The organism is Halobacteriovorax sp. XZX-3 (assembly GCF_043196495.1).
Classification (GTDB): domain Bacteria; phylum Bdellovibrionota; class Bacteriovoracia; order Bacteriovoracales; family Bacteriovoracaceae; genus Halobacteriovorax_A.
The window spans coordinates 489,714-512,249 of record NZ_JBEBMO010000002.1 but is presented as its reverse complement, the minus strand read 5'-3'; the positions used below and the strand labels follow the sequence as shown (position 1 = coordinate 512,249).

Sequence of the window (22,536 nt, the reverse complement as noted above, 5' to 3'; positions counted from 1 at the left end):
ATATTTTTCATTAAACATTACATAGATGATAGGAGAATATAATGAGAATGTTATTAGTTACACTTCTTGTCCTTGGAAACTTTTTAAGCTTTGCTGGTGAGTTTACTCCAATGTCTACGTATGACGTATGTGACTCTCAAGATAGCTCTTGGACTAGTCAATCTAGTGACGGTTATGAAAAGTGCATGGAGATCGTAGATGTTGGATTCTTTGATCGAAATGCTGTGGCAGTATGTTATGCCATTTCTGAAAGTTGGAGCTCTCAAATTGGCGAAGCTAATGATTGCCTTTCATTTATAAAAAATAAAGAATTTGAAAATTCAAGACAGCTTGAATCTTGTTACAAGAAGGTCAGCTGGTCATCTAGAGCAGGTAGTGCCTTAAAATGCTTAAAAGAAAGTAAATATATAAACCTGTAAGCTTGAAGGTTCCTAAAATGTAAAAGGTTTCTGGATACTTTTCGGGATGCGCGCCAGCATCCTAATTTTCCGACGCAATCTCGCGATTCGTCTTACACCAATCCACCTTCTTCTTCGTGCCGCCGTCATAAGCATAGGCAAGGCCATTTTTAAGAAGATAGTATGACAGCGACTGGCCATCGATTTTCACATCGGCTACCACGCGAAAGTACTTACCTCTTTGCACATTCTCTAGATCAATGCGCTTGGCGTGCTTTAAAAGATTCGTCACAATCTTCTTCGCATCTCGCCCCTTACTCTTCTCGCACGCATTCTTCGTTCGAATCTCCGGCGTATCCACCCCACTCACTCGCACATTGATACGACTTCCAATCAGCGGATGCACATTTGGAATATCAAAGGTCACCGTGTCCGCGTCGTAGTTCTTCACGTACTTTACGCAGCGAAAGTTCTTGGCATCGTGGGTGCAGTCTGATGTTGCTAGTGTTGTTAGTTGGAGGAATGAGATTAGGAGTGTGAGGGTTATGTATTTCATGTATTGCGTATCGGTTAAACTGGTGAGTTTGTTTAACTAATATGAAAATGGTCGCGACGCCGATAGACTTCCAACATTTTGTTATCATTTAAGTCACAAAGCGAAGTGTAGCTAAAATAGCTACAACGGATCACTCTTTCGATAAACGTTAACACTATTCTTTTATGTAACCTTTGGATGAATTTATTCTAATACCAATCAAATGAGTAAACAAGATATGGATATATTTAATCAAAACAAACTATTTTTAAGTTGAGAACTTAAGCACCAAAGAGTTTAATCTACGAAGAAGGTCATCGTATGTAATAATATCAGCAATATTTGAATACTGCCTTTTTATAACCTCAAGGTCATTTCTTTGCTCTTGAGATAAATTGTAGTCTCGACCTAAAATTAAAATAGCTTTTGGATTTGTAATCCTTACGCTTAAGTCCGTTTTATTAAGTTTCTCTTGAAACTTTCTGGTTAATACTTTTTCGCCTTCATTTCCCCATTTATTTAGATAGTATATATATTTTTCTGCCTGAACAATGGTCGTACTAAGTTCTCGAACAGGTACATAATTATTTCGATTAGGTCTCTTCGTTATTAAACAATCATCAAAAGGCTGCTTGATTTCTATTAAATCTAAATGGCCATCAGAATCGATTAGTCCAAAGTCTATTCTTCTTTGTTTTCCTTCAGGAGTTCTCACGAGAACCTCCGATAGTACATTTGTATACTTAGGAAAAAGAATTAAAACAATTTCTAGAATCTCCATTTGCCATTTAGATTCTGAGTATCCTTCAACTCCATCGAGCATTGAGTTTAAACGCTCTAAGATGAAGCGATACTTTTGTTCTTCAAATTTTCCAATATCTTCGATGAATTGAAAGCCCTTCCCTTGTGATTTTTTATTAAGGTATTTTTTGTATTTTTGAATATAATCTTCTTTTACATCAAAGTATCCAGAAAAGCATTTTTCGATCTGCGCTCTCATGTAATGTTGATATCCAGTTCTTGTCGGTAACTTCGTTAAAATATTTTTAAAATCTTCATAAGGAATCGAATCTTCTCGATCACCTCCTATTATAATCTGGTCTTCCGGCTTTATGAGATCGATTATTTCAAAGTAAAGCTGAGACGAATCATGAAAAAAAAGGTCTTTTGAAATTTCTACATCTTTATGTATTAAAACATCAAATGCAACATAGCCCTTTTTTCTATAAGCTGTTAAAAGATATTTTGGAATCCTATAGTAATCAATCTCCTCATCTAATGAACCTAATATAAATGTTGCTCGATTCAAGTGGCTAGCACTTCTTTGAAAAATTACTGGACTCAAGGTTTCTCCTAACAATCGAATCCCATTTTTTATATAGTCTTTTGGTCCAAAGTTATTTTTAAATAAATCTCCTATCTGTGAGAAATCACCATTTTTAATTTTTTTTTGATTTTCTTCTAGTTCCTTTTCAATATCTATTTTATTTGTTTCGTCAATCTCAATACCGAATATTTCAAATAAAAAACCGGCTCCATTTTGTGGTTCATAATCAACTAAAATTAAGTTTTCATCTTTATATATTTTAAAACTCATACAACCTTTTCCTTACTTAAAGTCCTATTCCATACACTTTTTCATAAACCTTGCGAAAAGGAAAAGCACTAGGTACCACTGTTAATATATCCATTTGTATACTTACTGTATTTAGACAGAATTGCGTAACCAATCAAGCAAACTATGCAGACATTCATCCCGACATTCTATATCAAGAGAAGTTCCCTCAATCCTTGATTTGAACTTACTCCATTCTAAGTTATTTTTTTCAGCTAATTTTAGATGTGTTTCTATCGTTCCTTTTTTCCAAAGCCAAATATTTTTTGCCTTAAGTTCATTATGTAAATTCTCAACTTCTTGAACTGCAGTAGTTGCAAGCCATTCGTAAGCAGCTGCAGCAGAAATACTCCCACCATTTTTAGGGAAGCCATCATTTCCTAAAAGGTAGCCGATATCTGTAGCGTTTTCTTGAAATATCTTTTTACATCGAATGATGTTGTTATTATCATCATTTAAAACATTACTTTTAAATGCAAAATCTAAGTCGACTACAGATTTTACAGGAAGATTTATAGCGTTAAGAACTTTCATACTTTTTAAAACACTTCCTGATCCATTTTGACTAATTATTGCTAATTTATGCTGTGCAGGGGTCGCTCTATGCTTTCTTTCATATAAAAAAGGAAGTAAAGCTTTCTCAGTCTTTCCTTCAATAAGCAAAGCTGATTCACAGAACAACACTTGCGAAGAATTTGACAATGAAAAAATAACCTCAGCTTGATGTTGATTATTCTCTATAGCCTCTTCTACAGCATCTTTAATACGTTTTCTTGAAAATGTACCATCAACTTTATCTTTACGAACTAATGCTGTATCCGCAATTGTTTTTTCGCAAATGAGTAGCGGAGAATGTGTACTAAAAAGAACTTGAAATCCTACATGTGTCAAATCCATTAATGCTGCTTTTAAGTGCTCAATTGCTTGTGGGTGAAGATATAATTCTGGTTCGTCAATTAGAAGTAATGTTTTTCCTTTTTCACTAGTTCGTTTTGACGCTAAATATCTCAACAAAGCCATTTGAATGGATCTTTGGGCACCATGGCCAAGTTGAGAAAATTTTTTTAACCCTTTTCCTTCCCTGATTCTGATTGTACTATTTTTGAATAAATCTGATACTTGTGGTGTTGGAATGTGTAACTGTAAATTCAAGCCAGGAAAGAAACTATCGAGTAGCGATGAAGATTCTTCATCAAACTGCTTTAACTCACTAGGGCGATCTTTCCCTTCAACATGAAGCATCTCTCGAACAATCTCTAAAGCCCCTTGTATTTTTTCACCATGCTCACTCTCAACAGGCTCAATTAATAATGATATAATTTGACCTAAAGTGTTTGAGCTTTTTACTTTTACAGAATCTTCTTCAGAATTATCCATCGCTTCAACATGTAAAACATTGGGGAGTATTCCTTTTATTGCAGCATCTATACCAGAAGGATTTTTCTTCCATTCAGTATTTTCATAATTGAAAAGAAAGAGGGACTGGTCACTCCTCCCCCCACTTGGTTTATTGAGAACTCTTTTCATCGTAAGTTTTCCATTGTCTAGATAAGGTATAATCTTCTTTCTATTTGGTTCTGTTAAAAAAGAAATTACATCTGCATCTATTCCATTAATTGTAGTCTCTACTTCGATGGGGCAACTTTCATCATAAAAAAACTCTCTCCCCAATGTACCTCCATCTACAAACCACTTAATCGCTGCAATGATATTTGATTTTCCAGCATTATTGTATCCAACAAATGGGGTATACAAAGCAAGATTTAACGTTGTCTTTTTACATGATTTAAAATTCTTAATTAATACTTTTGATAATTGATAACTCATATTTCAAAACCTTATTTTTAAGCAATATTATAATATTCATACAACAACTGTTTTTGCTGTATCTCCATTGACTCTCAATAACTAAGTAAAATCGTATTAGTTAATAATCGACAACAACAAGAAAAAGTTGAACAAAATCAATAATTTATGAAAACATTATGGTTCTAATGATAAGTAGTTAAAATAATGAGTTTAAAGAAGAGTTAGTGCTTAGATAGAAGAAGATTTAGCCACCTCTCATCACGATCAGGCCTCTTATCTTCGGTAAGCCAATCCTTTGAGATCGTAAGTCCCTGAGGTAAAAACTCTTTAATCGTATCAAGAGTTTGATCATTGAAGAAGCGTCCGCTCCGCTCACCTTCAAACTCTCCGTACTTGAAAGAACAATAGAAGACAGCATCTTCATTCATAAGATCTGCAATTTTTGAAAAGACATCTTTAAGCTCAATTGATGGCACATGCAAAAGAGAAGCGCATGCCCAGATTCCATCAAACTTTCCTTCAATACTCACGTCTTGAAGTAAGCCTTCATGTACGACACAACCACTATGCTCACGAGCAAAGCCTGCAAGTTTCGAGCTCGGCTCTACTCCCTCTGCCTTATATCCGTGATTGACAAAATACTTCAAGTCACGACCTGGGCCACAGCCGATGTCAAGGATTACCCCGCCTGATTTCATTTCTTCTAAGAAAGGTTCGTACAGACTTGTGAGATCGAGATCAAGCGTTGAATCGATGAATTCTTGGTTATTCTTGTCGTAGTAATTCATATAACTAGATTACTCGAAATTTATAATCGCATCAATTCTATTTAGACGATATAATGTAACTATGATCGAAGAATTTATCCAATGGTATGAAAATATTAATAAGGCACGTGCAAAAGATTATTATGCACCTCACAAGCCTATCACAATCTTATATGCGCTTGTAAAAACTGCAAATGACGTTCGCTGGATTGAATTCAATAGAGATCGTGAAGAGCTTGAATCTATTATTAGTGAATTTACGAAGTATTCAACAAAGCCAAATTGTCTTCAGCCTCTTTGGCGGCTAACTAACGATTCAAAGACAAAGCCTTTTTGGACAACACAGCCCTCAAATATTGTCTTAAATAGCAAAGGTGATATTCCTACGGGAAGTGCGAAAGAGAATAACTTCAAAGCTGGTTTTAGTGATGAAATCTACAACAAGCTTAATAAAAATAAAGCTCAAATACATGCTCTCATTCGCTATATAACTGTAGACAACTTTCCAGATAGCCTACATGAAACTCTTTGGGAGTTACTTGGTGTCTTTGACCTTGAAGCTCAAGCTCCAACTCAAGAGACCATCACGACAACAGTGACTAAAGTAAAAAGAGACCCAAAGTTTCCAAAGCTTATCTTATCTCTCTACGGTAACCAATGCGCTTGTTGCGGATTAAAGATTAATTTCAAAAATAACACGGCCCTATCAATGGAAGCAGCTCATATCAAATGGAAAGCTCGCGGCGGAGACTGTAATGAGCATAATGGCCTCGCTCTATGCCCTACTCACCACTACACTTTTGATCGTGGTATCTGGACACTTAACTCTGACTATAGAATTGAGCTTAGTGATTCAATTCTAATTGATCGTAAGAATGATACTTTCTTTACTCCTTATATTGGTGAATCGATTGGTAGATTTATTCTAAATGAAGAATTACTTCCAAGTATTGGGAATATTGAATGGCATAGAAAGAATATTTTAAAATAGATAACAATTAAACAAAGTGGAGAACTAAGGTTCCCCACTACAAAAATCAAAACCTAGCAATAATCATCGATTGAATCTTCACCTTCCCAGGCCAACCCTTGTACAATACAGAACTGCTTTTTGGCACCTTCTAAAGTGAAAAATGAACCAAGGTTAGAATGAATGAATTTACTATCCTGATACTCGACTTTACCTAATGCCCAAGGCTTCATTCCATCTCTTTCTGTTAAAACAACTATTTCCTTTTTATCTTCAACATATGTGAATTCAACTACTTTAGCTCCATTGCAATACTTGTTTTTAGAAAATATTTTACCTACTTCGAGTGAAATATAATAATCCCGAAGAGGGTCATCTCCTAATGGTATTGGACAAGAAGGAAACTGAGATGGAGTTCGCCAATTTAGTTGATAACAATGAGGCGTTAAAGATTTAACAACATCTACAACTTTACTTGATTGGAGTGAACCATATAACCATTTTCCAATTGAATTTTGAGATTTAACCTCAGGAGTTGAATTATTTTCGTTTGCCCAAATCATCATCCTCTCAAGACTATTCTGAGCTTCTTCCTTTGTCACAGTTTTCATCCAAGAAAAGTTTTTATCAGTAGCAAGATTACGAATTAAAGTAGGATCCTTTAAGAATTCTTCAATACTTCCACAGTGGTACTCAATCCTCTTCTTTGTAATTGGGTTAAGTAAAGCGTTCTCTAAACGTGTTATCCATCTTAAATTTTCTGGTCTATTATTTCGACAGTTGGTATCAATATGATCTACGATATAATCATCTTGTGGAGGAACACCGTGAAAGGCAGTTGCAACTATTCGATGAACTCTTTCGCTCGCAATAGTAAGGTAAGGATGACTCCGACTTTCATTTCCGAACATCCATATACAATCATATCGTCTTTTCTTTCGTCCCTCTTTCTTATACCTAAATATGGCTCCATTATCTCGAACGTTATAAGTTTCGTTACGATATGAAACGATCACTTCCTTTTCAAATATATCGAGCATTCTAACCTCTATTACTTAGTTTAAAATGCTTTCGTGCTTGACCAGACCAACTTTCGAAGTTTACTTCTGGCTCAAGGAACCCAACTTTTCCCATCGCACGAGGTAGTTTCAAAGTTGTCTTTCCTATACCAATATATTCATTTTCAGATGCCTTTGAAGTATGAGTTATAGCCAACAGAACAAAGTCTTTCTCCTCCACAACATCAAAAATATGGTCGAAGCTAAATGATCCAAACTGCTGAAAGTTTTCACGCCATCTTTGACTATTGTCGATATAATACTTTGCAAACGATAAATAGCTCCTAAATGGTGGGTACTCACTTTTATACAAAGACTCGTCAGAAAAAAGGGGGGCATACACAGCCTCTCCAAGAGAGTAGCTATCAGGTAGATCTTCCGAGAGATCAATAAAATCCTTTCGCCTTTTATCTATTACGCTATCCTGAATCATAATAAAGACTACTGCTTCAGCTATTCGACTAATTGAATAAAGCTGATCTGCAAGTAATGCATTCTTAGACCGATAGCCAAAATAAGTAGCGACTAACTCATGAGCATGAGATGCTTTAAGTTTGATCTTATAATTTTCTTGGGTGAACTTACGCAGAGAATCTGCACATTTTTTTGAAATTTCTTGCTGCAACATAGCAACCTCCATAAATTTGCTGGACTTATATTTAGTTGTTGTGAGCGTTCATTACAACTAAGCCAGCGATTTTATAAAGTTTCACTATGTTCTTAGTATAAGATATTCATCGTCTTTTCGGGCGCTCACACCTGTGGCAAATCGATTCCGTCGATAAACGTATAATATTTTGAAACTCAATTCAAGAAAAATGTAAATAATAATAAATTAACAAAATCTTCTAGAAAACCAAAGGTTCCTGGATGCGCGCCAGTATCCTAATTCTCCGACGCAATCTCGCGATTCGTCTTACACCAATCCACCTTCTTCTTCGTGCCGCCATCATAAGCATAGGCAAGGCCATTTTTAAGAAGATAGTATGACAGCGACTGGCCATCGATTTTCACATCGGCCACCACGCGAAAGTACTTACCTCTTTGCACATTCTCTAGATCAATGCGCTTGGCGTGCTTTAAAAGATTCGTCACAATCTTCTTCGCATCTCGCCCCTTACTCTTCTCGCACGCATTCTTCGTTCGAATCTCCGGCGTATCCACCCCACTCACTCGCACATTGATTCGACTTCCAATCAGCGGATGCACATTTGGAATATCAAATGTCACCGTGTCCGCGTCGTAGTTCTTCACATATTTTACGCAGCGAAAGTTCTTGGCATCGTGGGTGCAGTCTGATGTTGCGTATGTTGTTAATTGGAAGATTGAGATGAGGAGTGTGAGGGTTATGTATTTCATACATAGAATGGTGGAGGTGGTAGCCCTACAACACCCCACTAAAATCACATGTAGTCTCGAGTGAAATAATAATCAAATATTACTTCTTAATCTATCTTGAACAAAGTACTTTCAGTCTAGAAAAATTTCCCATTTGAGAAATAAAATGATCACAAGATTCTAACATAGATAGCATTTTATCCTCAGCTCTATCTTTAGTTAAACCCGGTTGAACAATATACATTTGTAATTTCAATGGAACTCTTTTATCAAACAATTCATCTAATTGATGGTAATCAGACTTTTTAAATTTTCTGTCTTCTTTTCCTAGGACACGCTGCCTCAACTTTCTCTTAAAGGAATCTCTATGGTTAGCAAAGATTACACTCTTAACGACTTGACCACAAACCTCATAAAGCTCATTAACTCTGTTTCCCGGATTCGCTTCAGATGATGCCTTAACATGATAAAAAGACACAATTACTTCCTGAGACATCTCTTTGAAAGTCACAATATCTGCGATTTCACCAGGTCCATGATCATAAATAATTATATCTTCATTACCCGTAGCAATTATATCCTCAAGCATTTTCTCATGAATTGAGTCCTGATTACCAAATTCACTTTCAATGTTAATACCTTTTCCAACCCAATCATATACTTCAAGACTTTCTTTACTAAACTTAGCACCTTCATCCACATATCCAGATGTAAATTCATCCCCAGACAGAACACCAAAGTCAATAGTCTGGAATAGGATTGGTTTCTCATTTAAATAAGATGTTAATGTTATCTCATCCCCCACCCTAGGGTTAACACCTGATTCAATTTCAAACCTACTAGAAATTGAATATTTTAGCTTAACTTCTGCTGCTTCATCATGTATCAAGCTAAGTTTTATTAAATCTCCAGTTATATCCCTAATTTTTATATCAAAATCATGAATATTATAATCAGTTCCTGTTATATTGATTGTTGGAGCATCTCTATAAGTTTCATAGTCCCAGTATGCTGTAAAAATATTTTTTGGAAGTACTTCAACTTTACGAGGAAACGGTAAATGATCAAATCCAGAGTTAGTTTTTACATTCCTAGCACTAAAAAGTTTTTCTCCATTCAATTTACACCATGAAATAAAATCACCTAAGGTCTTATATGAATTACTCCATAGCTTTGAAGCACTACTATAGCCGATTGTAACTGCTGAACTGGTTTCAACGCCTTTGCAAAACATGTGCCCCCCAGAAAATAGAACCCCATCAGTTTTTTGAATTACACTTTGGGCATTAGGACCTGTTAGTGTTCTATAACTCTCTCCAGAATTTGGAACTCTTTTCTGCATCCCAATATTAAAGAAGGATACGTCATTCAAATCCAAAAGCACTTTATTCATCATAATTCTTGAGATATGAAACTCCCAGGGATTCCTCTCTTCCTCACCGGTTGTATTCCGAAACAAAATCTCATAGAGCTGATCTGATTTATCCGTTGAGTTTATAAAGAGAAGATTCCTATCTTCGTAATAATAAATAATATATAGATGATATTTTATATTTTCTAACTGATCGTTTTTAACCCATTTGGGCGTATCTTTTTGTACCATTACCTGAATGCTGCAGTTTAAGTGCTCACTAAACAATCTTTGAACAAGCTGTTGACCAGGAATTTCAATCTCTCTGTTTATATCGATTGAGGATCTAAAGGAGTCCACATTAAATATTTTCACATGACAATAAGGTGCTATTGAAAATAGGGATAAGTCTTCTAACTCTTCTCCCTCCTCTAATTTAAAAGACGATACAGTCTCTTTCTCTAGCAATTGCGAGTCAACAAGATTACTGTGAATGTCTATAATGATTTCATTCCACACCGCTCCCTCTTTATACAAAGCATTTATTCGATCTCTCATATCATTAGGAGCTGCAATAAATTTGGCAGATCCAATATCATCTGCATTTGTACGAGCAAATCTACCAATAAACTGTAAAGTTACAGCTTCAGACTTATGTGGTTTATGTATTGCTGCAATTTTAAGATTTGGAAAATCGAATCCCTCACCAAGCATATCAACACATATTAAACCATCAAGCGTACCTTCTCTTAAATTGCGAATAGAAGTCTTTAAAACTCGGTCCGTCTTAGAACTATCAATAACTTTTAAATTAAGGTTTGTGTTTTCTTCATAAATCTTCAGGAGCTCTTTTGCATGTTTCTTAGAGTCCGTTCTAACTAATAAAGCATGACTCAGTAAATTATCTCTATCTTCATTCAAAATTTCTTCTGCTTTTTTAGCAATCTCTTTATCTTTTTCGTTTTCAGGAACCTCAACAGGACAAAATTCAACTCTTCCAAAAACTCCCTGTTCATAAGCTCTTCTTAGAGGGTAGTTATAAATGATTTTACCATCAATTGGTTTCCCATCCCTTCGATAAGGAGTTGCCGTAAAATATAATTTCATAGCAGAAGGGAACATTTCAACCAACTTTGTCCAAGTACTAGCAGGTAGATGATGTGACTCATCGACCAAGACCAAATCAAAAAAGTCCTCGCTTAAATCAACTTCATTTTCAAAAACATCAATTAATTTAGCAGGTATACCAACTACAACATCACTTTCGTTAAGGCAGGTAAGAGCTTCTTCGTCTAAGGACTTATAACATTCAAATACTTTAGGAAGATTCTTTCCAGAGTAACAACCAATACTTGAGATTGTTCTTAAATTTCGTATTTCATCAGCAACTTGAGATCGAACAAGAGCTGAGGAAGTTATTACAAGAACACTAGATACTTCAAGTAAAAAAGGTGCGAGAGAGATAACGGCAGTTTTCCCTACGCCAGTGGGAACAACAATTATTCCAGGAGTACTACTATCAATTGAAAAATGAGAAACAATTGCACCAACTCCACCAATTTGAGCTTCACGAAGGTTCTCATGAAAAAAACTAATTTCATCTTTATGTTCTTTAAAAAAACTCAAAATACTTCCCCTTCTTTAAATAAATAATGCTTCAAGGTTCTTTTCCATTGACTATGTGTGATGAAAAGAACCTAGAACCTATCCTCTTTTATTCTTACTCACCTTCTTCCACTGAGCATCTGTCTTCTTCGATTTATCGATATGCTTTAATCCATAAGCGCAACTTACTAAAGACAAAAGCATTAGAATTGATAGTACGTTTCTCATATATTACCTCTTTACAATTTTTATAATTTTAGATTTTACAAGTTCATTTAGTCTTACTGAGATATCGCTAAGGCACATTGAAACTGCTCCATTAAATCTTTCAGCAATATCAGAGTCACTCCAAATCATCTCTGTCGTTTCTTCAACTTCGACAAAGTTTCTCTCGTATTCATGACCTGTTTTAACTTTTACTCTTACATTTAAATCAGCAATCCCAACAAGGCTTGCGGCCCAGAAACCCACATCTGGCTCAACAAATAACTGATTGATTTTCACATCAAGAACAACTTCACTACGCTTACGATTTGCAACGATAGCGAATCCTTGAGCACCTAATTCATTTTCAATGGCGCTTTTTAACCAACGAGATTGCGCTCTTGGTAAATAAACTTGTGCAGTGTCGACTCCATAACCATTTTTCTTCACACCTACAGTTCGACTTTCTTTGTTATCGACGTGGACATAAACTCGAACATTATTCTTCGTTTTCTTTACTGTGCGAGAAGAATACTCGTTACGAATGTTCACATCAGTAAAGGCACAAGAACATAAAAATAGTAAACTTAATATTGCTATACCTCTGGACATAACCTCTCCTATAAAATAATTTCTATATTTTATTTAATCGGTTAACTAAGATAAAAAATGAATAAATTCAACAACTTATGAATAAAACAAGTTATCGTATGTAACTTATTGAAATATATTTATGAATTCTTAATAAGATATGTAATTAGAAAACTTATAATGGCCAGGAGTATTAGACTTAGAGACAAACATAACAACTTACCCTAATGCCCAAGCTTTGTTTACTTTTAAATATGTACTACTTGAATGAAATCACAATTCTACTTCAATCCTTCGACCATCAAACAAAATAAAAAGCTAACGAAAAACTTATCTCGTATTTTTTTTAATATTTCTGTTCCAATTTTTAGATTGTTAACAAAAATAAATCAAGAATTTAAACCCTAAATCAAAATAGATTCTTAAGAAAAAAAGAAAATCTAAAAACTGAGATTAAGAAAGCACTTAAGTGAATAAAGATTATTACCGAACTTGTTCGCACAACAATTTTCAAAGGACGTAAAATGGCATTACATTTATCACAAGATGAAAGAGAAATTTATCAAGTACATCTCCACTGGTCTAGCTATTTATTCCCAGCGGTATGGGCATCTATTGGAGCCTTGAGTATACTTGGTGCACTAATTGCATCAATAAAGGAAGGTGGCCAACAATTATCAGCTATGCATTATATTTTCTATTCAGCATTATTTTTTGGACCGGTTAATATAAGATTTTTAAAAAATAAATGCAAAACCTATGCTGTAACAAACAAAAGACTATATATTGAAGAGGGCATCGTTTCAAAAAGTAAACTTGATATTCCTTACAACAAGATCAATGACGTAATAATGAAACAAGGAATTCTACAAAGAATTTTTGGTTCTGGTGATATCCATATTTTCTCTGGAAATAGTGTTCCTGTAATAATCAAGGATATCGACAACCCTGATCAATTTAAGTCTGAAGTTTTCAATATTACTCAAGGTGAAAATTACCAAGTAGCATAACACTAATAATGGTTCAGGTGACTATTCCTTGATCAAAAAAAAATGGAAGAAAACCTGCAACCTCTATTTACCTCCAAGTAATAAGTTTTATGATTGTGATATTTTTGAAGATGAAGAAAGAGTGAAGAAAACGTTAATTCACTTTTTTTAAAATGATCTTAAATAAGTCCAAATTAAAGTATATTGGGAGATTGATTACATTGATTGCATTACAAGTATTTTTTGGAATTATCATCGCATATTTTTTTATCAAATATTTTGATATCATATTTCCTATACTCATAACAATTGCAATTTTTATTCTAATTCTGGTGTTATTTCTATCCCTAATAGCTGTAGTTTTAATATTATCTGCCTACTTAATAAACAAAACAGACCCTGTTAATGAAGCACTAACCATAATGAAAGGGTGTGCTGCGCTAATTGGTGTTAGCGTAATTTGGATTGTTCAAGATCTACTCTGGACAAAAATACTGACTAGATTAAATCTAACAGACAGAGTATTTCCAACTGAAGAGCTGATTAGCATTACATTTAGAACCATTGCATTCTATTTCATTTACGGATTTCTATTCGGAAGAATAATTTATTCTCTAGATAAATTTTATAAAATAACGGATAGTCCGTATACTCTATATTTTTTTGTACTCATAACATATATCAAATATTTATTACTAAGATTGAACGCTTCTCCAAAGTTTTCGAATTTAGAACTTTACATCATTAGATGGCTCAGTTTGCTCAATAATAAAATTAAGAAGAAATCGCTACTATAGCTAGGTTATACATCTAATGTTTTAACTTGAATATAAACTAAGGCCCTTTTTATAACTCAGAATATTTTTTTGCAGAACCCTTTGCCTTTTCAATTGGATACTTCTCGGAGTTTAATTTTATTTTCTTCATAACAGAGCTTTCTATATCAATACCTGACTTAAATGCTATTCTCATTAAGTAAATAAAGATATCAGAAATTTCTTCTTCGACCCTAGATTTTAATTCTGGATCATTTATAACTTCATTTGATTCAGATTCTTTTAACCATTGGAAAATTTCTACAAGCTCAGAGGCTTCTACAGACAGGGCCATTGATAAGTTCTTGATTGAATGAAATTGATCCCAATCTCTTTCTTCATTGAATTTTGATACTAAATCATTGATTTTTTTTACATTTATATTGTCCATACTATCTCTAGAAATATTTATCTTACTAGCTAAATATAAAATAAATAGTATAATTTTACTAATGGAAAAGTTAAGCTTTAAAATTGTAACGGACAAGTTTCCAAAACTAAGTAAAAACATTAAGGAATATGATAACCACTGTGTTACCTACCTCCTTCACAATAATAATGAGTTATATGTAGGAGAAAGTTCTAACTTTGCCCAACGCATCGTCTCACATCGCAATGATAAACATAAAAAACAGTATAATCTAACATCTACAAGGGTTATTATCTCCGATTACTTTAATAAAAGTGCAGTGTACGACATTGAAACTAGATTGATGAATTATATGTTCTCTGATGGGAAGTACAAAATCGTCAATCGAAAAACGAATCAAGCTCCTCATAACTACTATATGAGAGATCAAATAAATAGCGATTTATTTGTTGAATTATGGAAAGAACTTAAGGATCTTAAAATTGTAAAGTCTGACATACGACTAATTGAAAATAGCGATCTCTTTAAATTTTCTCCATTCAAAGGCTTTTCAGGTTCTCAATTAGATGTTTTAGATAAGATCATTGATTTTATAACAGAGGAAACGTCAAAGATAGTAGTTCATCATGATGGAGACATTATACAAAGAACATTAACTAAGAATGAAAACTTTATAATTGTATCGGGAAATCCAGGAACAGGAAAATCTCTTTTAATATCAAAGATAATATTTGAACTATACCTCGTTTACCAAATTCCTCGAAACTTAAAAATTGGTATTTGTTTATCAAAAAAAAACCTTATTCCAACATATAGAAAAGTAATTAGACATTATTCAAAATTAAACTCTAGTAAGAATAAAATAGAAATAGACTTACTTAAGCCTAGTGATCTTTATAAATTGAATGATAAACACTATGATCTACTTTTAGTAGATGAAGCTCATAGACTATGTCAGTACTATTCTAAACAAGCAAATTTTCTCAAAATTCTTGAAAACAAAGGGAAGACTCAACTTGATTTCGCAAGGGAGAAGTCAAAAAAAACAATTATTTTCCATGACAAACTTCAAATGATTAGACCTGCGGATATAAGAGTTTCAGAATTAAAATCGCCCTGCCTTTCACTAGAATTGAAAGAGCAATTCAGAGTAAAAGCAGGATCTATATATACAGATTGGATAAAAGGATTATTGCAAATGGATGAGCAAAAACCATTAAAAATGGAAGGTATAAGTGAATATTTCAAAAGTTTCAATACGATAAATGACTTATATAAAGAAATTAAGAAAAAACAGAAAGGTCATGGAGTAGCAAGAATTGTAGCAGGATTTTATATACCATGGATGTCAAAACCAAAGAACAAAAAGCATATTAAAGATTTTAAAGATGAAGGTTTGAATGTAGCCTGGAACTCAACAGATAAAGACTGGGTAAACTCAAAGAATGCAGATAATGAGATCGGATGTGTTCATACTGTTCAAGGATTCGATATCACTCACTGTGGTGTAATAATTGGAGATGATATCTATTTCGACAAGAAAGACAATAAAGTAAAAATTCGAAAAGAACACTATTATGACGAGAAGGGAATACCCGTTAAAGGAACTGACCCTGATGATAAAGAGCTAACACAATATATAAAAAATGCTTATTACGTTCTTTTAACAAGAGGTATTGAGAGTACATCTGTTTACATTAAAGATCGTGCTTTACGAGAAAGATTTAATCAATATATCAAGAGTTAATCCTTCACTACTTTTATAAATTAGAAGCTCTTCTCCAAAAGGCAGATTGATATCTTCAAAGTCATCTATGCTCATAGAGAACCATGTGCTACTCCCCCCCTTAAAATAACCACATAATTCACCTTCATCATTTTTATGAGTAATATACCAATCACCAGGATTAATCGATCTAGATATATGAATATAGACAATACTATCAAATCCTATTGGTTCATTTAAAGGAAGTAATTTTACTATATTTAGAATTTTCTGCCTTATATTCTTTCGCATACACACCTCACAAATACAGAAACTATATGCAAACTATTCGATACTGTGAGATATAAAAACTACTGAAAATACTTGGGGTAAAATGTTGTCACTTAAATTAATTACTTCGATCGTTATAATAATTTAGATATAAGGCTCAAGTATTTAATTCTAAGCCTAGTGATGAACCTCTCCCCTACAGCCATATTAACCAAAGACACTTCAAAAAAGCACAACGAGTTGCGGGCCTTTCAAAAATAATTCGCTTTCACGATCTAAGGCATACATTTGTGAGTCACTTTATGATGAATGGAGGAAACCTCTATACGTTACAGAAATTATTAGGGCACTCCGATATCAAGACGACCATGATCTATGCTCACTTAGACAAAGACTTTATGATTGAAGCCGCTAACGTTGTTTCGTTTTAATAAAGTTCCCCCATTTATATTCCGATATAAATTTCAAATATATTGGGGGAAATTTTGAATCTAAAAGAAATTTTTGAATTAAATGAATTATATAATGAAATTGTAAATAATAAATTATATAAAAGACTTACTTATCTTAAAGAGAAATCGTATCACCTTTCACAGGGAACTGATAACCAAATAACATCTTATTTTAATGAAGCGATTGAATTGAAAGTTTTTTTAGAACTACTGAATTCAAGTAGCTATATAAGTAAATTAATAAAATCTTTTGGAAAACATGAGCTAATATTAAATGCAAAATCCTTTACTGATACGATAGACTCACATATTAGAGTAAAAGAGAATAGCTCCCTTAATAAATTCTATGACGAAATAGAAGAATATTTAGACTATGTTACTTCCTATTTCCAATACCATTCTACAAATTTTGACTTTAATGAAACGTCAAAATTTGAAAATAACCTCATTTTTACAATAGATGTAAATAAATCAGTTTATTTAAATAAATCATATAATAAATTAAAGAATATTTCTGAAATTTTAGAACTTGTAAAAAATATTTCTAATGAAAATATAGATTTCGAAATTACACATGTCGAAGATGGTTCGATGAAGGTTGTTATCTGTGCAACCTTTCTAATTGTTAATATAGTCTCCCCTATAATTTCGACAGTATCAAAACACTTTAACGAAATTATGGAAATTTCAAATAAAAATGAAATTCATAAAGTTAAACTTAAAATTGAAGAAGAGAAATTAAGACATTTAAAAAAAATGAATCAATACAAAGAGCAAGAAAAAGAAACACTACTTAATGAAGTTAGAAATCTATATAAAGATGAAATAGAAGAATTAATAAAATTAAAACAAGAAGAAACAAATGAAAAAATAAAAAGGTGCCTAACAAACCTTGACTGCGATCTCAAGTACAAAAAAAGAGAAATAGTTATTAATAACAAATCACACTTTGAAGAGCCAAACAAAGAAATGATAATTGATAAAATTACAAAAAAAATTATTACCCATTACAAAGAAGGCGGTTTTGTAGAAGTACTAAAACTCGAATATATGAACATTTTAACAAATACTAACGCGGAAGTTAGCTACCTAGAGTACTCAAAGAAACTAGAAAGTTTAAGTGAAGAAACTATGAAAATGCTAGAGCTTATTGATAACTCAAGTGACACAGACGATAAATAGACTGTTTTTTTCAGATCTGAAACACCAATCCAAGCGAAGTGACTGAAATTATTACTTAAAACGAATCAGTTAATAAAATACTAATAACAAACCGATGAAACCTGTGTTAAGATGGAGAGAGAAAGAGGGGGCGAACCCCCAATTTCTCATTTTAACCTAGAGTAGGTCACTTAGCATGTCCAGTACGGCGCCAACCAGCTTGACAATGCTAAGAGCTACTTCTAGAACTCTTCGAAATTTTTCCATAAGAAAAATTCTCCTTACCTAAGGGCACATTCCAGTGCCTGTTACATGAGCATACATTTGGCATACCTCTTTACGCATGCACGCGCCATTTTTATGTCAAGTAACCGCCAGTAAAGTAAGAGTATTCTAACACGCGTTCAGTTTTCATTGCATTTTAAAAAATATAAAACATCTTGCCTGCCACACCGTTGCCACACGACAAGGCAACCACCACGAAAAGCTGAATAATATTAAATAGTTAGAAGATCGTGGTGGAGGTGGTGGGAATCGAACCCACGTCCGAAATAGCGTCTTGATAGCGGCCTACGTGCGTAGTCTTCGGTTATCGTCAGAAGACAAGACTGTCCGTGATACGTGACCTCGGCGAACCCCGGTGAGTGATTAACGAGATGCCCCGGCAGGCTCGAAACCTAGTTAACCAGCAGATTCAACTGGATTGCTACATTCTGTTTCTTGGCAGTAGCGCCTCACAAGACTAATCCTAATTAATTAGGCAGCCATTGGCATTGCATAATCGTCTGCAATTAACGGTGGACTCCTTTTTACCAGGACCGTGGAGACCAACCTGGACACGCCCGGATACCTGTCAACCATCCCGTCGAAACCAGGGCACCCCCATTAGATTTTGACTTGCGGATATTTGGAACAAATATACGTAAGCGGCAGTATAGCACAGCATTTCAAAAGTGGAAAGAAAACGGTTCATAGTTTGCGCAACGCTTCCGCGATTAGATTCACTTAGTGATTAACCACCGCCAAAATCACTTCAAGCGCCTCAACCTGATCGGCGAGCCCCATGGTCTCAAAGCTTGGAAGATGAACGAAGCCGGCCTTGGCGCGCATCTTTTTTTCTTCAATGATGTGGCGAATGCCATAGAAGACGTGATTGCACACGAAGCGTCCGCAGTCGCGAGAGATGGCCACGGGAATTTGCGCAGCAAGAAGGGCATCTTCAATCTCCCCTATAGGAAGAGTGGAATCATAAGTTGCGGCTGCTCCCTCAAAGATCACTTCGTTTACCGGGCAATTCCCTTCATTGTCTGCGATACTTGCATCGTTAAGGTTGTGGGCCAGAACTTCGAGGTTTATTTCGCGGGCCTTTTCGTTAAGGCCAAAGCAGATGATATAGTCGGGATTTAAAAAAAAGGCCTCCTTCTTTAAGATGGCCAAGCTCTTTTCAAAAACTGTGGGTAGAATTAATTTGTGAACCTCAAGGTGGGAGAAGTTGGCCGTGGTTGCTTGAACCACTTCGCCGCTTGGATTAATTAAGTTGCTACCAAAGGCATCAAAGCCTGTGATTAAAACTTTCTTTGCTCTCATATCATAAATCTCAGTATGCCACGTATTCTAACTTAAATCCCCACGCCTCTTCATCAATATTTGTGCGTGGATAGATCGAGTTATTCTTTTCACTATACGAAGTCTCACAACTTCCCTCACTCACCTCATCTATCGTCAGGAAATTTGTGCGAATGACACTTCCATCCTTTGTCGAAATAGCAAGTTCAGCTGCGCCGTAATGAAAGACAATCTCCGAATCTTTATAATTAATCTCAAGAAGGTTTTGCGTCACATACTTTTTGCCAAGTACCTTTACATCGGTGCGATAAATCATGTACTGATCCATCACAAAGAAATTATCACCTGATAAGATCATCTTACGAAATGAATCTTCCTCAGTTGTATAAGCGCCACTGCACTTATAAAGCGTGTTGATTTCAAATTTCCCACCAAGGTTTTTTAGCACGACTTTGCCTTCTCGATTTCGAGTCATGGTATGCCCAAGATAGAGATAGGCCATGCAATCACCATCTGTAGAGATCGCTCCGGTATAACTTGTGGTTAAACCTCCAGGGTGGCGTGACTTTATAAGATCTGCTGAAAGGCCACAATTATAAACCTCATCCTTCATTTGATAGTCTTGATAACAGACATCCACTTGATGCTTTAGGGCCTTTAAGTAGTTAAGCTTCTGGCCAACACTTGTGCGAAATTGGGACTGGCCTTCGGCGTCTTCGGGATAAAATGTCTTTTGAAGCTCGGCCTTGAGATCACTTTTGTAAGTGTCTGCGATGGCCTCAAGATTTGAGCAGTTATTTGCGTAAGAGCTAAGACTTAAAATTGCGATTAGGATTATTTTTTTCATAGGAATATCCTCCCAAATTCTGGTCCCATCGCCTAATAAAAACTTATGACATCTAATGACATATCAAGTACTTACCCTATCAATATATTCGAACAGATTCCGATAAGAAGTCTGTGAAGAAATATGTAATTTCAATACTTTTACTCCTCTTAATGCTACTTAATGCCACGGCCTCTGCATTAGATGCTGCCCTATTAAGTAGTGCCCAAGAAATTATAAAAAAGCACGGTATTGAAGATGGCCTAACGAGCGAAGAAAAGTTTAATGCCTATATCGTCTTAGCATTTGAGCTTGAAACCTACGGCCACTTAGGCAAGGCCATAAGCTTCTATGAAAAGGCCCAAAAGCTTAAACCTAAAAAAGTTGAGCCATTAGAGTTAGAAACGTCCTACCTCTTTGCGCTTTATAAATTCGATCAGGCCAAGGCCAAGAGCTATTTTCAGTCATATCAAAAAGCGATTGCTTCTTCTAAAGATTCCGATAAAGACGAGATCCTGCGTTTTTGGAAGAATGTCTTTTCTAATTCAAAACAAATTCAAAGCGGATTCTATGGCCAATTCTTTAAAGATAAGAATGTCAAAGAACTCATGGCCAAGAAGAAATACTCAAAGGCCCTAGCTCTTAGAAATCCTTCAGGACTAGAACATGCAAATATAAATGCCAAGCTTGAATACGACACTCTTTCACGTCTAAAGGGTAAAAAGCATGGCTTCTACTGTGAGCAAATGCTTAAAGAGTTTCCAAATTCCTACGCAGTCTCGATGGAGATCTGTCGCTATTTAAAATCAGGAAAGCTAAAGCATAAGGGATTAGATGAGTTAATTGAAAGAGCAAAGACAGAAGCTCCTGCTCTGGTGCATATAGCCTCTGCTCTTAAGGATATTAAGTAATGAAGTTACTGGTATCCACTTTCTTTCTTATTTCTTTACTAGCTCTCGGCTCGTGTAACCAAGCAGGACTAGGAGCTGTTACGGCGGTAAAAAATCTTATCACAACTCCTTATCGTGGAGCGAAGTCGGCCATTAGTAATTATCAATACAATCAAATTAAAACCGCTGAGGAAACCAAAGTAGTTTCAATTCAGCAACATGCACAGCTTCTATCATCTGAACAAGTAAACTGTCAGCGCCCGACAAGTGAAACAGCTTTTGAAGACTTTGGAAATATCCTTAAAGAAGTTCGCCAGCAGGTTTGTTCGTGTAAGAGTTGGGGAAGCTGCACAAGTGAGACTTGCTCATGTGAAACCCTATGTCCAAATAACTTTGATATTTTCAAAAGACGCGATCCCATAATTGAAAATAGCAAAATAAATAATTCAATGGCCTTTAGAAATTACGATTCCATCACATTATCAGATATTGAAGGGACTCAGGGGTATTGCTGGGGACATGCTTCTCTAACATCAAAGTTTAATCGCCTTGCCTTCTTTGATGGCAGTAAGAAAGAAGCTCGCGCTAACTTGGATGCTGCTCCAGATTCAAAAGAGCGCAAAGAATCCCTTGAATACTACAAGAAGATTATTGATGATATTGCCGATAATAAAGTTCGAAAAATCCCTGGTTTTAATAACCTTTTTGAGCTCTCATATCACCCAGATCTTCAATCATATCTTGCGACGAAAATGTCAAAAGAGTGGGCCAACAAGGCCATGACTTTTCAAGGCCTAAAGACAACTTTGTCAACGTCACCAATGAAGCGTGAAGATTCTCAAAAGCTACTTGAGGATATAAAGAAGAAAATTGACAATAACCAACAGCCACAACTTGTCTTCACAAGAAAAGAAAGCGCTGGTTTTACTCATACAACCCTAATTTCTGATTATCGAATCGTCGATGGAAATATCGAACTTTGCGTACGAGACAACGACAACGAACCTTTTTTAAATCACATGTGTCACAATAGAATTAAAATAAATGAGAATGGCGGCCTTTACTACAACTTTCCAAATTGGGGAGAGCTTGGAGGAGCGACAATCGCTCACAATGATAATGCTGATGCTGCTGTTCAATTTCATGAGTTAAGAAGTCATTGTGCGAGTGAAAAAGATTGTCCACTAAATGAATAAAAAAAGACCCCTTGGACGAGGGGTCTAATTTTAA

Annotated in this window: 21 protein-coding genes, 1 other RNA gene and 1 pseudogene; 8 read left to right on the top strand and 15 right to left on the bottom strand. The window is 34.9% G+C overall.

What is annotated here, in order from left to right; all coding sequences use genetic code 11:
• The first annotated feature begins 41 nt into the window (after nucleotides 1-41).
• Nucleotides 42-419: a hypothetical protein gene (locus ABMA70_RS12980; protein WP_392992983.1), complete on the top strand. Its 378-nt coding sequence runs from the start codon at nucleotides 42-44 to the stop codon at nucleotides 417-419.
• Between the two features lie 61 nt (nucleotides 420-480).
• Here the strand turns inward: ABMA70_RS12980 and ABMA70_RS12975 are convergent, their stop codons facing one another.
• The 4 genes from ABMA70_RS12975 to ABMA70_RS12960 form a co-directional block, all read right to left on the bottom strand.
• Complete coding sequence (locus ABMA70_RS12975; protein WP_393022285.1) at nucleotides 481-768, bottom strand: thermonuclease family protein; 288 nt, start codon at nucleotides 766-768, stop codon at nucleotides 481-483.
• 433 nt (nucleotides 769-1,201) lie between these two features.
• Nucleotides 1,202-2,530, bottom strand: coding sequence for a Shedu immune nuclease family protein (locus tag ABMA70_RS12970; protein ID WP_392992989.1), 1,329 nt, complete (start codon nucleotides 2,528-2,530; stop codon nucleotides 1,202-1,204).
• 111 nt (nucleotides 2,531-2,641) lie between these two features.
• Nucleotides 2,642-4,375 (bottom strand): ATP-dependent endonuclease, encoded by a 1,734-nt coding sequence (locus ABMA70_RS12965; RefSeq protein WP_392992991.1) that lies wholly within the window; start codon nucleotides 4,373-4,375, stop codon nucleotides 2,642-2,644.
• A 203-nt stretch (nucleotides 4,376-4,578) separates the two neighbouring features.
• Nucleotides 4,579-5,145: a class I SAM-dependent methyltransferase gene (locus ABMA70_RS12960; protein ID WP_392992994.1), complete on the bottom strand. Its 567-nt coding sequence runs from the start codon at nucleotides 5,143-5,145 to the stop codon at nucleotides 4,579-4,581.
• A gap of 61 nt (nucleotides 5,146-5,206) precedes the next feature.
• Here ABMA70_RS12960 and ABMA70_RS12955 point away from each other — a divergent pair, with 61 nt between their 5' ends.
• Nucleotides 5,207-6,115 carry a phosphorothioated DNA-binding restriction endonuclease gene (locus ABMA70_RS12955; RefSeq protein ID WP_392992997.1) on the top strand — a complete coding sequence of 303 codons (909 nt, stop codon included), beginning with the start codon at nucleotides 5,207-5,209 and terminating at the stop codon, nucleotides 6,113-6,115.
• A 53-nt stretch (nucleotides 6,116-6,168) separates the two neighbouring features.
• Here ABMA70_RS12955 and ABMA70_RS12950 read toward each other — a convergent pair whose 3' ends face one another.
• The 6 genes from ABMA70_RS12950 to ABMA70_RS12925 form a co-directional block, all read right to left on the bottom strand.
• Nucleotides 6,169-7,134 (bottom strand): HNH endonuclease signature motif containing protein, encoded by a 966-nt coding sequence (locus ABMA70_RS12950; protein ID WP_392993000.1) that lies wholly within the window; start codon nucleotides 7,132-7,134, stop codon nucleotides 6,169-6,171.
• Nucleotide 7,135: 1 nt separating this feature from the next.
• Nucleotides 7,136-7,780 (bottom strand): hypothetical protein, encoded by a 645-nt coding sequence (locus ABMA70_RS12945; protein ID WP_392993003.1) that lies wholly within the window; start codon nucleotides 7,778-7,780, stop codon nucleotides 7,136-7,138.
• Nucleotides 7,781-8,037: 257 nt separating this feature from the next.
• Complete coding sequence (locus ABMA70_RS12940; RefSeq protein WP_392993006.1) at nucleotides 8,038-8,511, bottom strand: thermonuclease family protein; 474 nt, start codon at nucleotides 8,509-8,511, stop codon at nucleotides 8,038-8,040.
• Between the two features lie 91 nt (nucleotides 8,512-8,602).
• The gene (locus ABMA70_RS12935) at nucleotides 8,603-11,467 is read right to left on the bottom strand and encodes a DEAD/DEAH box helicase (protein WP_392993007.1); all 2,865 of its coding nucleotides are present in this window, start codon (nucleotides 11,465-11,467) and stop codon (nucleotides 8,603-8,605) included.
• 78 nt (nucleotides 11,468-11,545) lie between these two features.
• Nucleotides 11,546-11,674 (bottom strand): hypothetical protein, encoded by a 129-nt coding sequence (locus tag ABMA70_RS12930; RefSeq protein ID WP_392993009.1) that lies wholly within the window; start codon nucleotides 11,672-11,674, stop codon nucleotides 11,546-11,548.
• A 3-nt stretch (nucleotides 11,675-11,677) separates the two neighbouring features.
• Nucleotides 11,678-12,262, bottom strand: a complete 585-nt coding sequence (locus ABMA70_RS12925; RefSeq protein WP_392993012.1) for a YajG family lipoprotein — start codon at nucleotides 12,260-12,262, stop codon at nucleotides 11,678-11,680.
• Nucleotides 12,263-12,765: 503 nt separating this feature from the next.
• Between ABMA70_RS12925 and ABMA70_RS12920 the strand changes: the two genes are divergently transcribed.
• Nucleotides 12,766-13,251 carry a PH domain-containing protein gene (locus ABMA70_RS12920; RefSeq protein WP_392993015.1) on the top strand — a complete coding sequence of 162 codons (486 nt, stop codon included), beginning with the start codon at nucleotides 12,766-12,768 and terminating at the stop codon, nucleotides 13,249-13,251.
• A gap of 825 nt (nucleotides 13,252-14,076) precedes the next feature.
• Here ABMA70_RS12920 and ABMA70_RS12915 read toward each other — a convergent pair.
• On the bottom strand, nucleotides 14,077-14,436 hold the full coding sequence (locus ABMA70_RS12915; RefSeq protein ID WP_392993017.1) for a nucleotide pyrophosphohydrolase: 360 nt from the start codon (nucleotides 14,434-14,436) through the stop codon (nucleotides 14,077-14,079).
• A gap of 61 nt (nucleotides 14,437-14,497) precedes the next feature.
• Between ABMA70_RS12915 and ABMA70_RS12910 the strand changes: the two genes are divergently transcribed.
• Nucleotides 14,498-16,162, top strand: coding sequence for a DNA/RNA helicase domain-containing protein (locus ABMA70_RS12910; protein WP_392993020.1), 1,665 nt, complete (start codon nucleotides 14,498-14,500; stop codon nucleotides 16,160-16,162).
• On the opposite strand, the gene ABMA70_RS12905 is transcribed toward ABMA70_RS12910, so the two are convergent.
• Nucleotides 16,127-16,432: a hypothetical protein gene (locus ABMA70_RS12905; protein WP_392993023.1), complete on the bottom strand. Its 306-nt coding sequence runs from the start codon at nucleotides 16,430-16,432 to the stop codon at nucleotides 16,127-16,129. The genes ABMA70_RS12910 and ABMA70_RS12905 overlap by 36 nt on opposite strands.
• A gap of 152 nt (nucleotides 16,433-16,584) precedes the next feature.
• Here ABMA70_RS12905 and ABMA70_RS12900 point away from each other — a divergent pair.
• Both ABMA70_RS12900 and ABMA70_RS12895 read left to right on the top strand, forming a co-directional pair.
• Nucleotides 16,585-16,842, top strand: a pseudogene (locus ABMA70_RS12900) (tyrosine-type recombinase/integrase); the annotation flags it as partial.
• Between the two features lie 54 nt (nucleotides 16,843-16,896).
• On the top strand, nucleotides 16,897-18,045 hold the full coding sequence (locus tag ABMA70_RS12895) for a hypothetical protein (RefSeq protein WP_392993026.1): 1,149 nt from the start codon (nucleotides 16,897-16,899) through the stop codon (nucleotides 18,043-18,045).
• A gap of 495 nt (nucleotides 18,046-18,540) precedes the next feature.
• Here the strand turns inward: ABMA70_RS12895 and ssrA are convergent.
• The 3 genes from ssrA to ABMA70_RS12880 form a co-directional block, all read right to left on the bottom strand.
• Nucleotides 18,541-18,908: a transfer-messenger RNA gene (gene ssrA / locus ABMA70_RS12890) on the bottom strand.
• Nucleotides 18,909-19,029: 121 nt separating this feature from the next.
• Nucleotides 19,030-19,611, bottom strand: coding sequence for a pyroglutamyl-peptidase I (locus tag ABMA70_RS12885; protein ID WP_392993028.1), 582 nt, complete (start codon nucleotides 19,609-19,611; stop codon nucleotides 19,030-19,032).
• 10 nt (nucleotides 19,612-19,621) lie between these two features.
• The gene (locus ABMA70_RS12880; protein ID WP_392993030.1) at nucleotides 19,622-20,437 is read right to left on the bottom strand and encodes a hypothetical protein; all 816 of its coding nucleotides are present in this window, start codon (nucleotides 20,435-20,437) and stop codon (nucleotides 19,622-19,624) included.
• Between the two features lie 113 nt (nucleotides 20,438-20,550).
• Here ABMA70_RS12880 and ABMA70_RS12875 point away from each other — a divergent pair, with 113 nt between their 5' ends.
• Both ABMA70_RS12875 and ABMA70_RS12870 read left to right on the top strand, forming a co-directional pair.
• Nucleotides 20,551-21,327: a hypothetical protein gene (locus ABMA70_RS12875; protein WP_392993033.1), complete on the top strand. Its 777-nt coding sequence runs from the start codon at nucleotides 20,551-20,553 to the stop codon at nucleotides 21,325-21,327.
• Complete coding sequence (locus ABMA70_RS12870) at nucleotides 21,327-22,502, top strand: hypothetical protein (RefSeq protein ID WP_392993035.1); 1,176 nt, start codon at nucleotides 21,327-21,329, stop codon at nucleotides 22,500-22,502. Before ABMA70_RS12875 ends, ABMA70_RS12870 begins: the two co-directional genes overlap by 1 nt.
• Nucleotides 22,503-22,536: the final 34 nt, after the last annotated feature.

Coding starts and splice junctions, on each gene's coding strand:
- ABMA70_RS12870 (WP_392993035.1), top strand. CDS start 21,327: ATGAAGTTACTGGTATCCACTTTCTTTCTTATTTCTTTACTAGCTCTC.
- ABMA70_RS12955 (WP_392992997.1), top strand. CDS start 5,207: ATGATCGAAGAATTTATCCAATGGTATGAAAATATTAATAAGGCACGT.
- ABMA70_RS12885 (WP_392993028.1), bottom strand. CDS start 19,611: ATGAGAGCAAAGAAAGTTTTAATCACAGGCTTTGATGCCTTTGGTAGC.
- ABMA70_RS12960 (WP_392992994.1), bottom strand. CDS start 5,145: ATGAATTACTACGACAAGAATAACCAAGAATTCATCGATTCAACGCTT.
- ABMA70_RS12950 (WP_392993000.1), bottom strand. CDS start 7,134: ATGCTCGATATATTTGAAAAGGAAGTGATCGTTTCATATCGTAACGAA.
- ABMA70_RS12945 (WP_392993003.1), bottom strand. CDS start 7,780: ATGTTGCAGCAAGAAATTTCAAAAAAATGTGCAGATTCTCTGCGTAAG.
- ABMA70_RS12925 (WP_392993012.1), bottom strand. CDS start 12,262: ATGTCCAGAGGTATAGCAATATTAAGTTTACTATTTTTATGTTCTTGT.
- ABMA70_RS12905 (WP_392993023.1), bottom strand. CDS start 16,432: ATGCGAAAGAATATAAGGCAGAAAATTCTAAATATAGTAAAATTACTT.
- ABMA70_RS12915 (WP_392993017.1), bottom strand. CDS start 14,436: ATGGACAATATAAATGTAAAAAAAATCAATGATTTAGTATCAAAATTC.
- ABMA70_RS12920 (WP_392993015.1), top strand. CDS start 12,766: ATGGCATTACATTTATCACAAGATGAAAGAGAAATTTATCAAGTACAT.
- ABMA70_RS12910 (WP_392993020.1), top strand. CDS start 14,498: ATGGAAAAGTTAAGCTTTAAAATTGTAACGGACAAGTTTCCAAAACTA.
- ABMA70_RS12980 (WP_392992983.1), top strand. CDS start 42: ATGAGAATGTTATTAGTTACACTTCTTGTCCTTGGAAACTTTTTAAGC.
- ABMA70_RS12970 (WP_392992989.1), bottom strand. CDS start 2,530: ATGAGTTTTAAAATATATAAAGATGAAAACTTAATTTTAGTTGATTAT.
- ABMA70_RS12940 (WP_392993006.1), bottom strand. CDS start 8,511: ATGAAATACATAACCCTCACACTCCTCATCTCAATCTTCCAATTAACA.
- ABMA70_RS12880 (WP_392993030.1), bottom strand. CDS start 20,437: ATGAAAAAAATAATCCTAATCGCAATTTTAAGTCTTAGCTCTTACGCA.
- ABMA70_RS12930 (WP_392993009.1), bottom strand. CDS start 11,674: ATGAGAAACGTACTATCAATTCTAATGCTTTTGTCTTTAGTAAGTTGC.
- ABMA70_RS12965 (WP_392992991.1), bottom strand. CDS start 4,375: ATGAGTTATCAATTATCAAAAGTATTAATTAAGAATTTTAAATCATGT.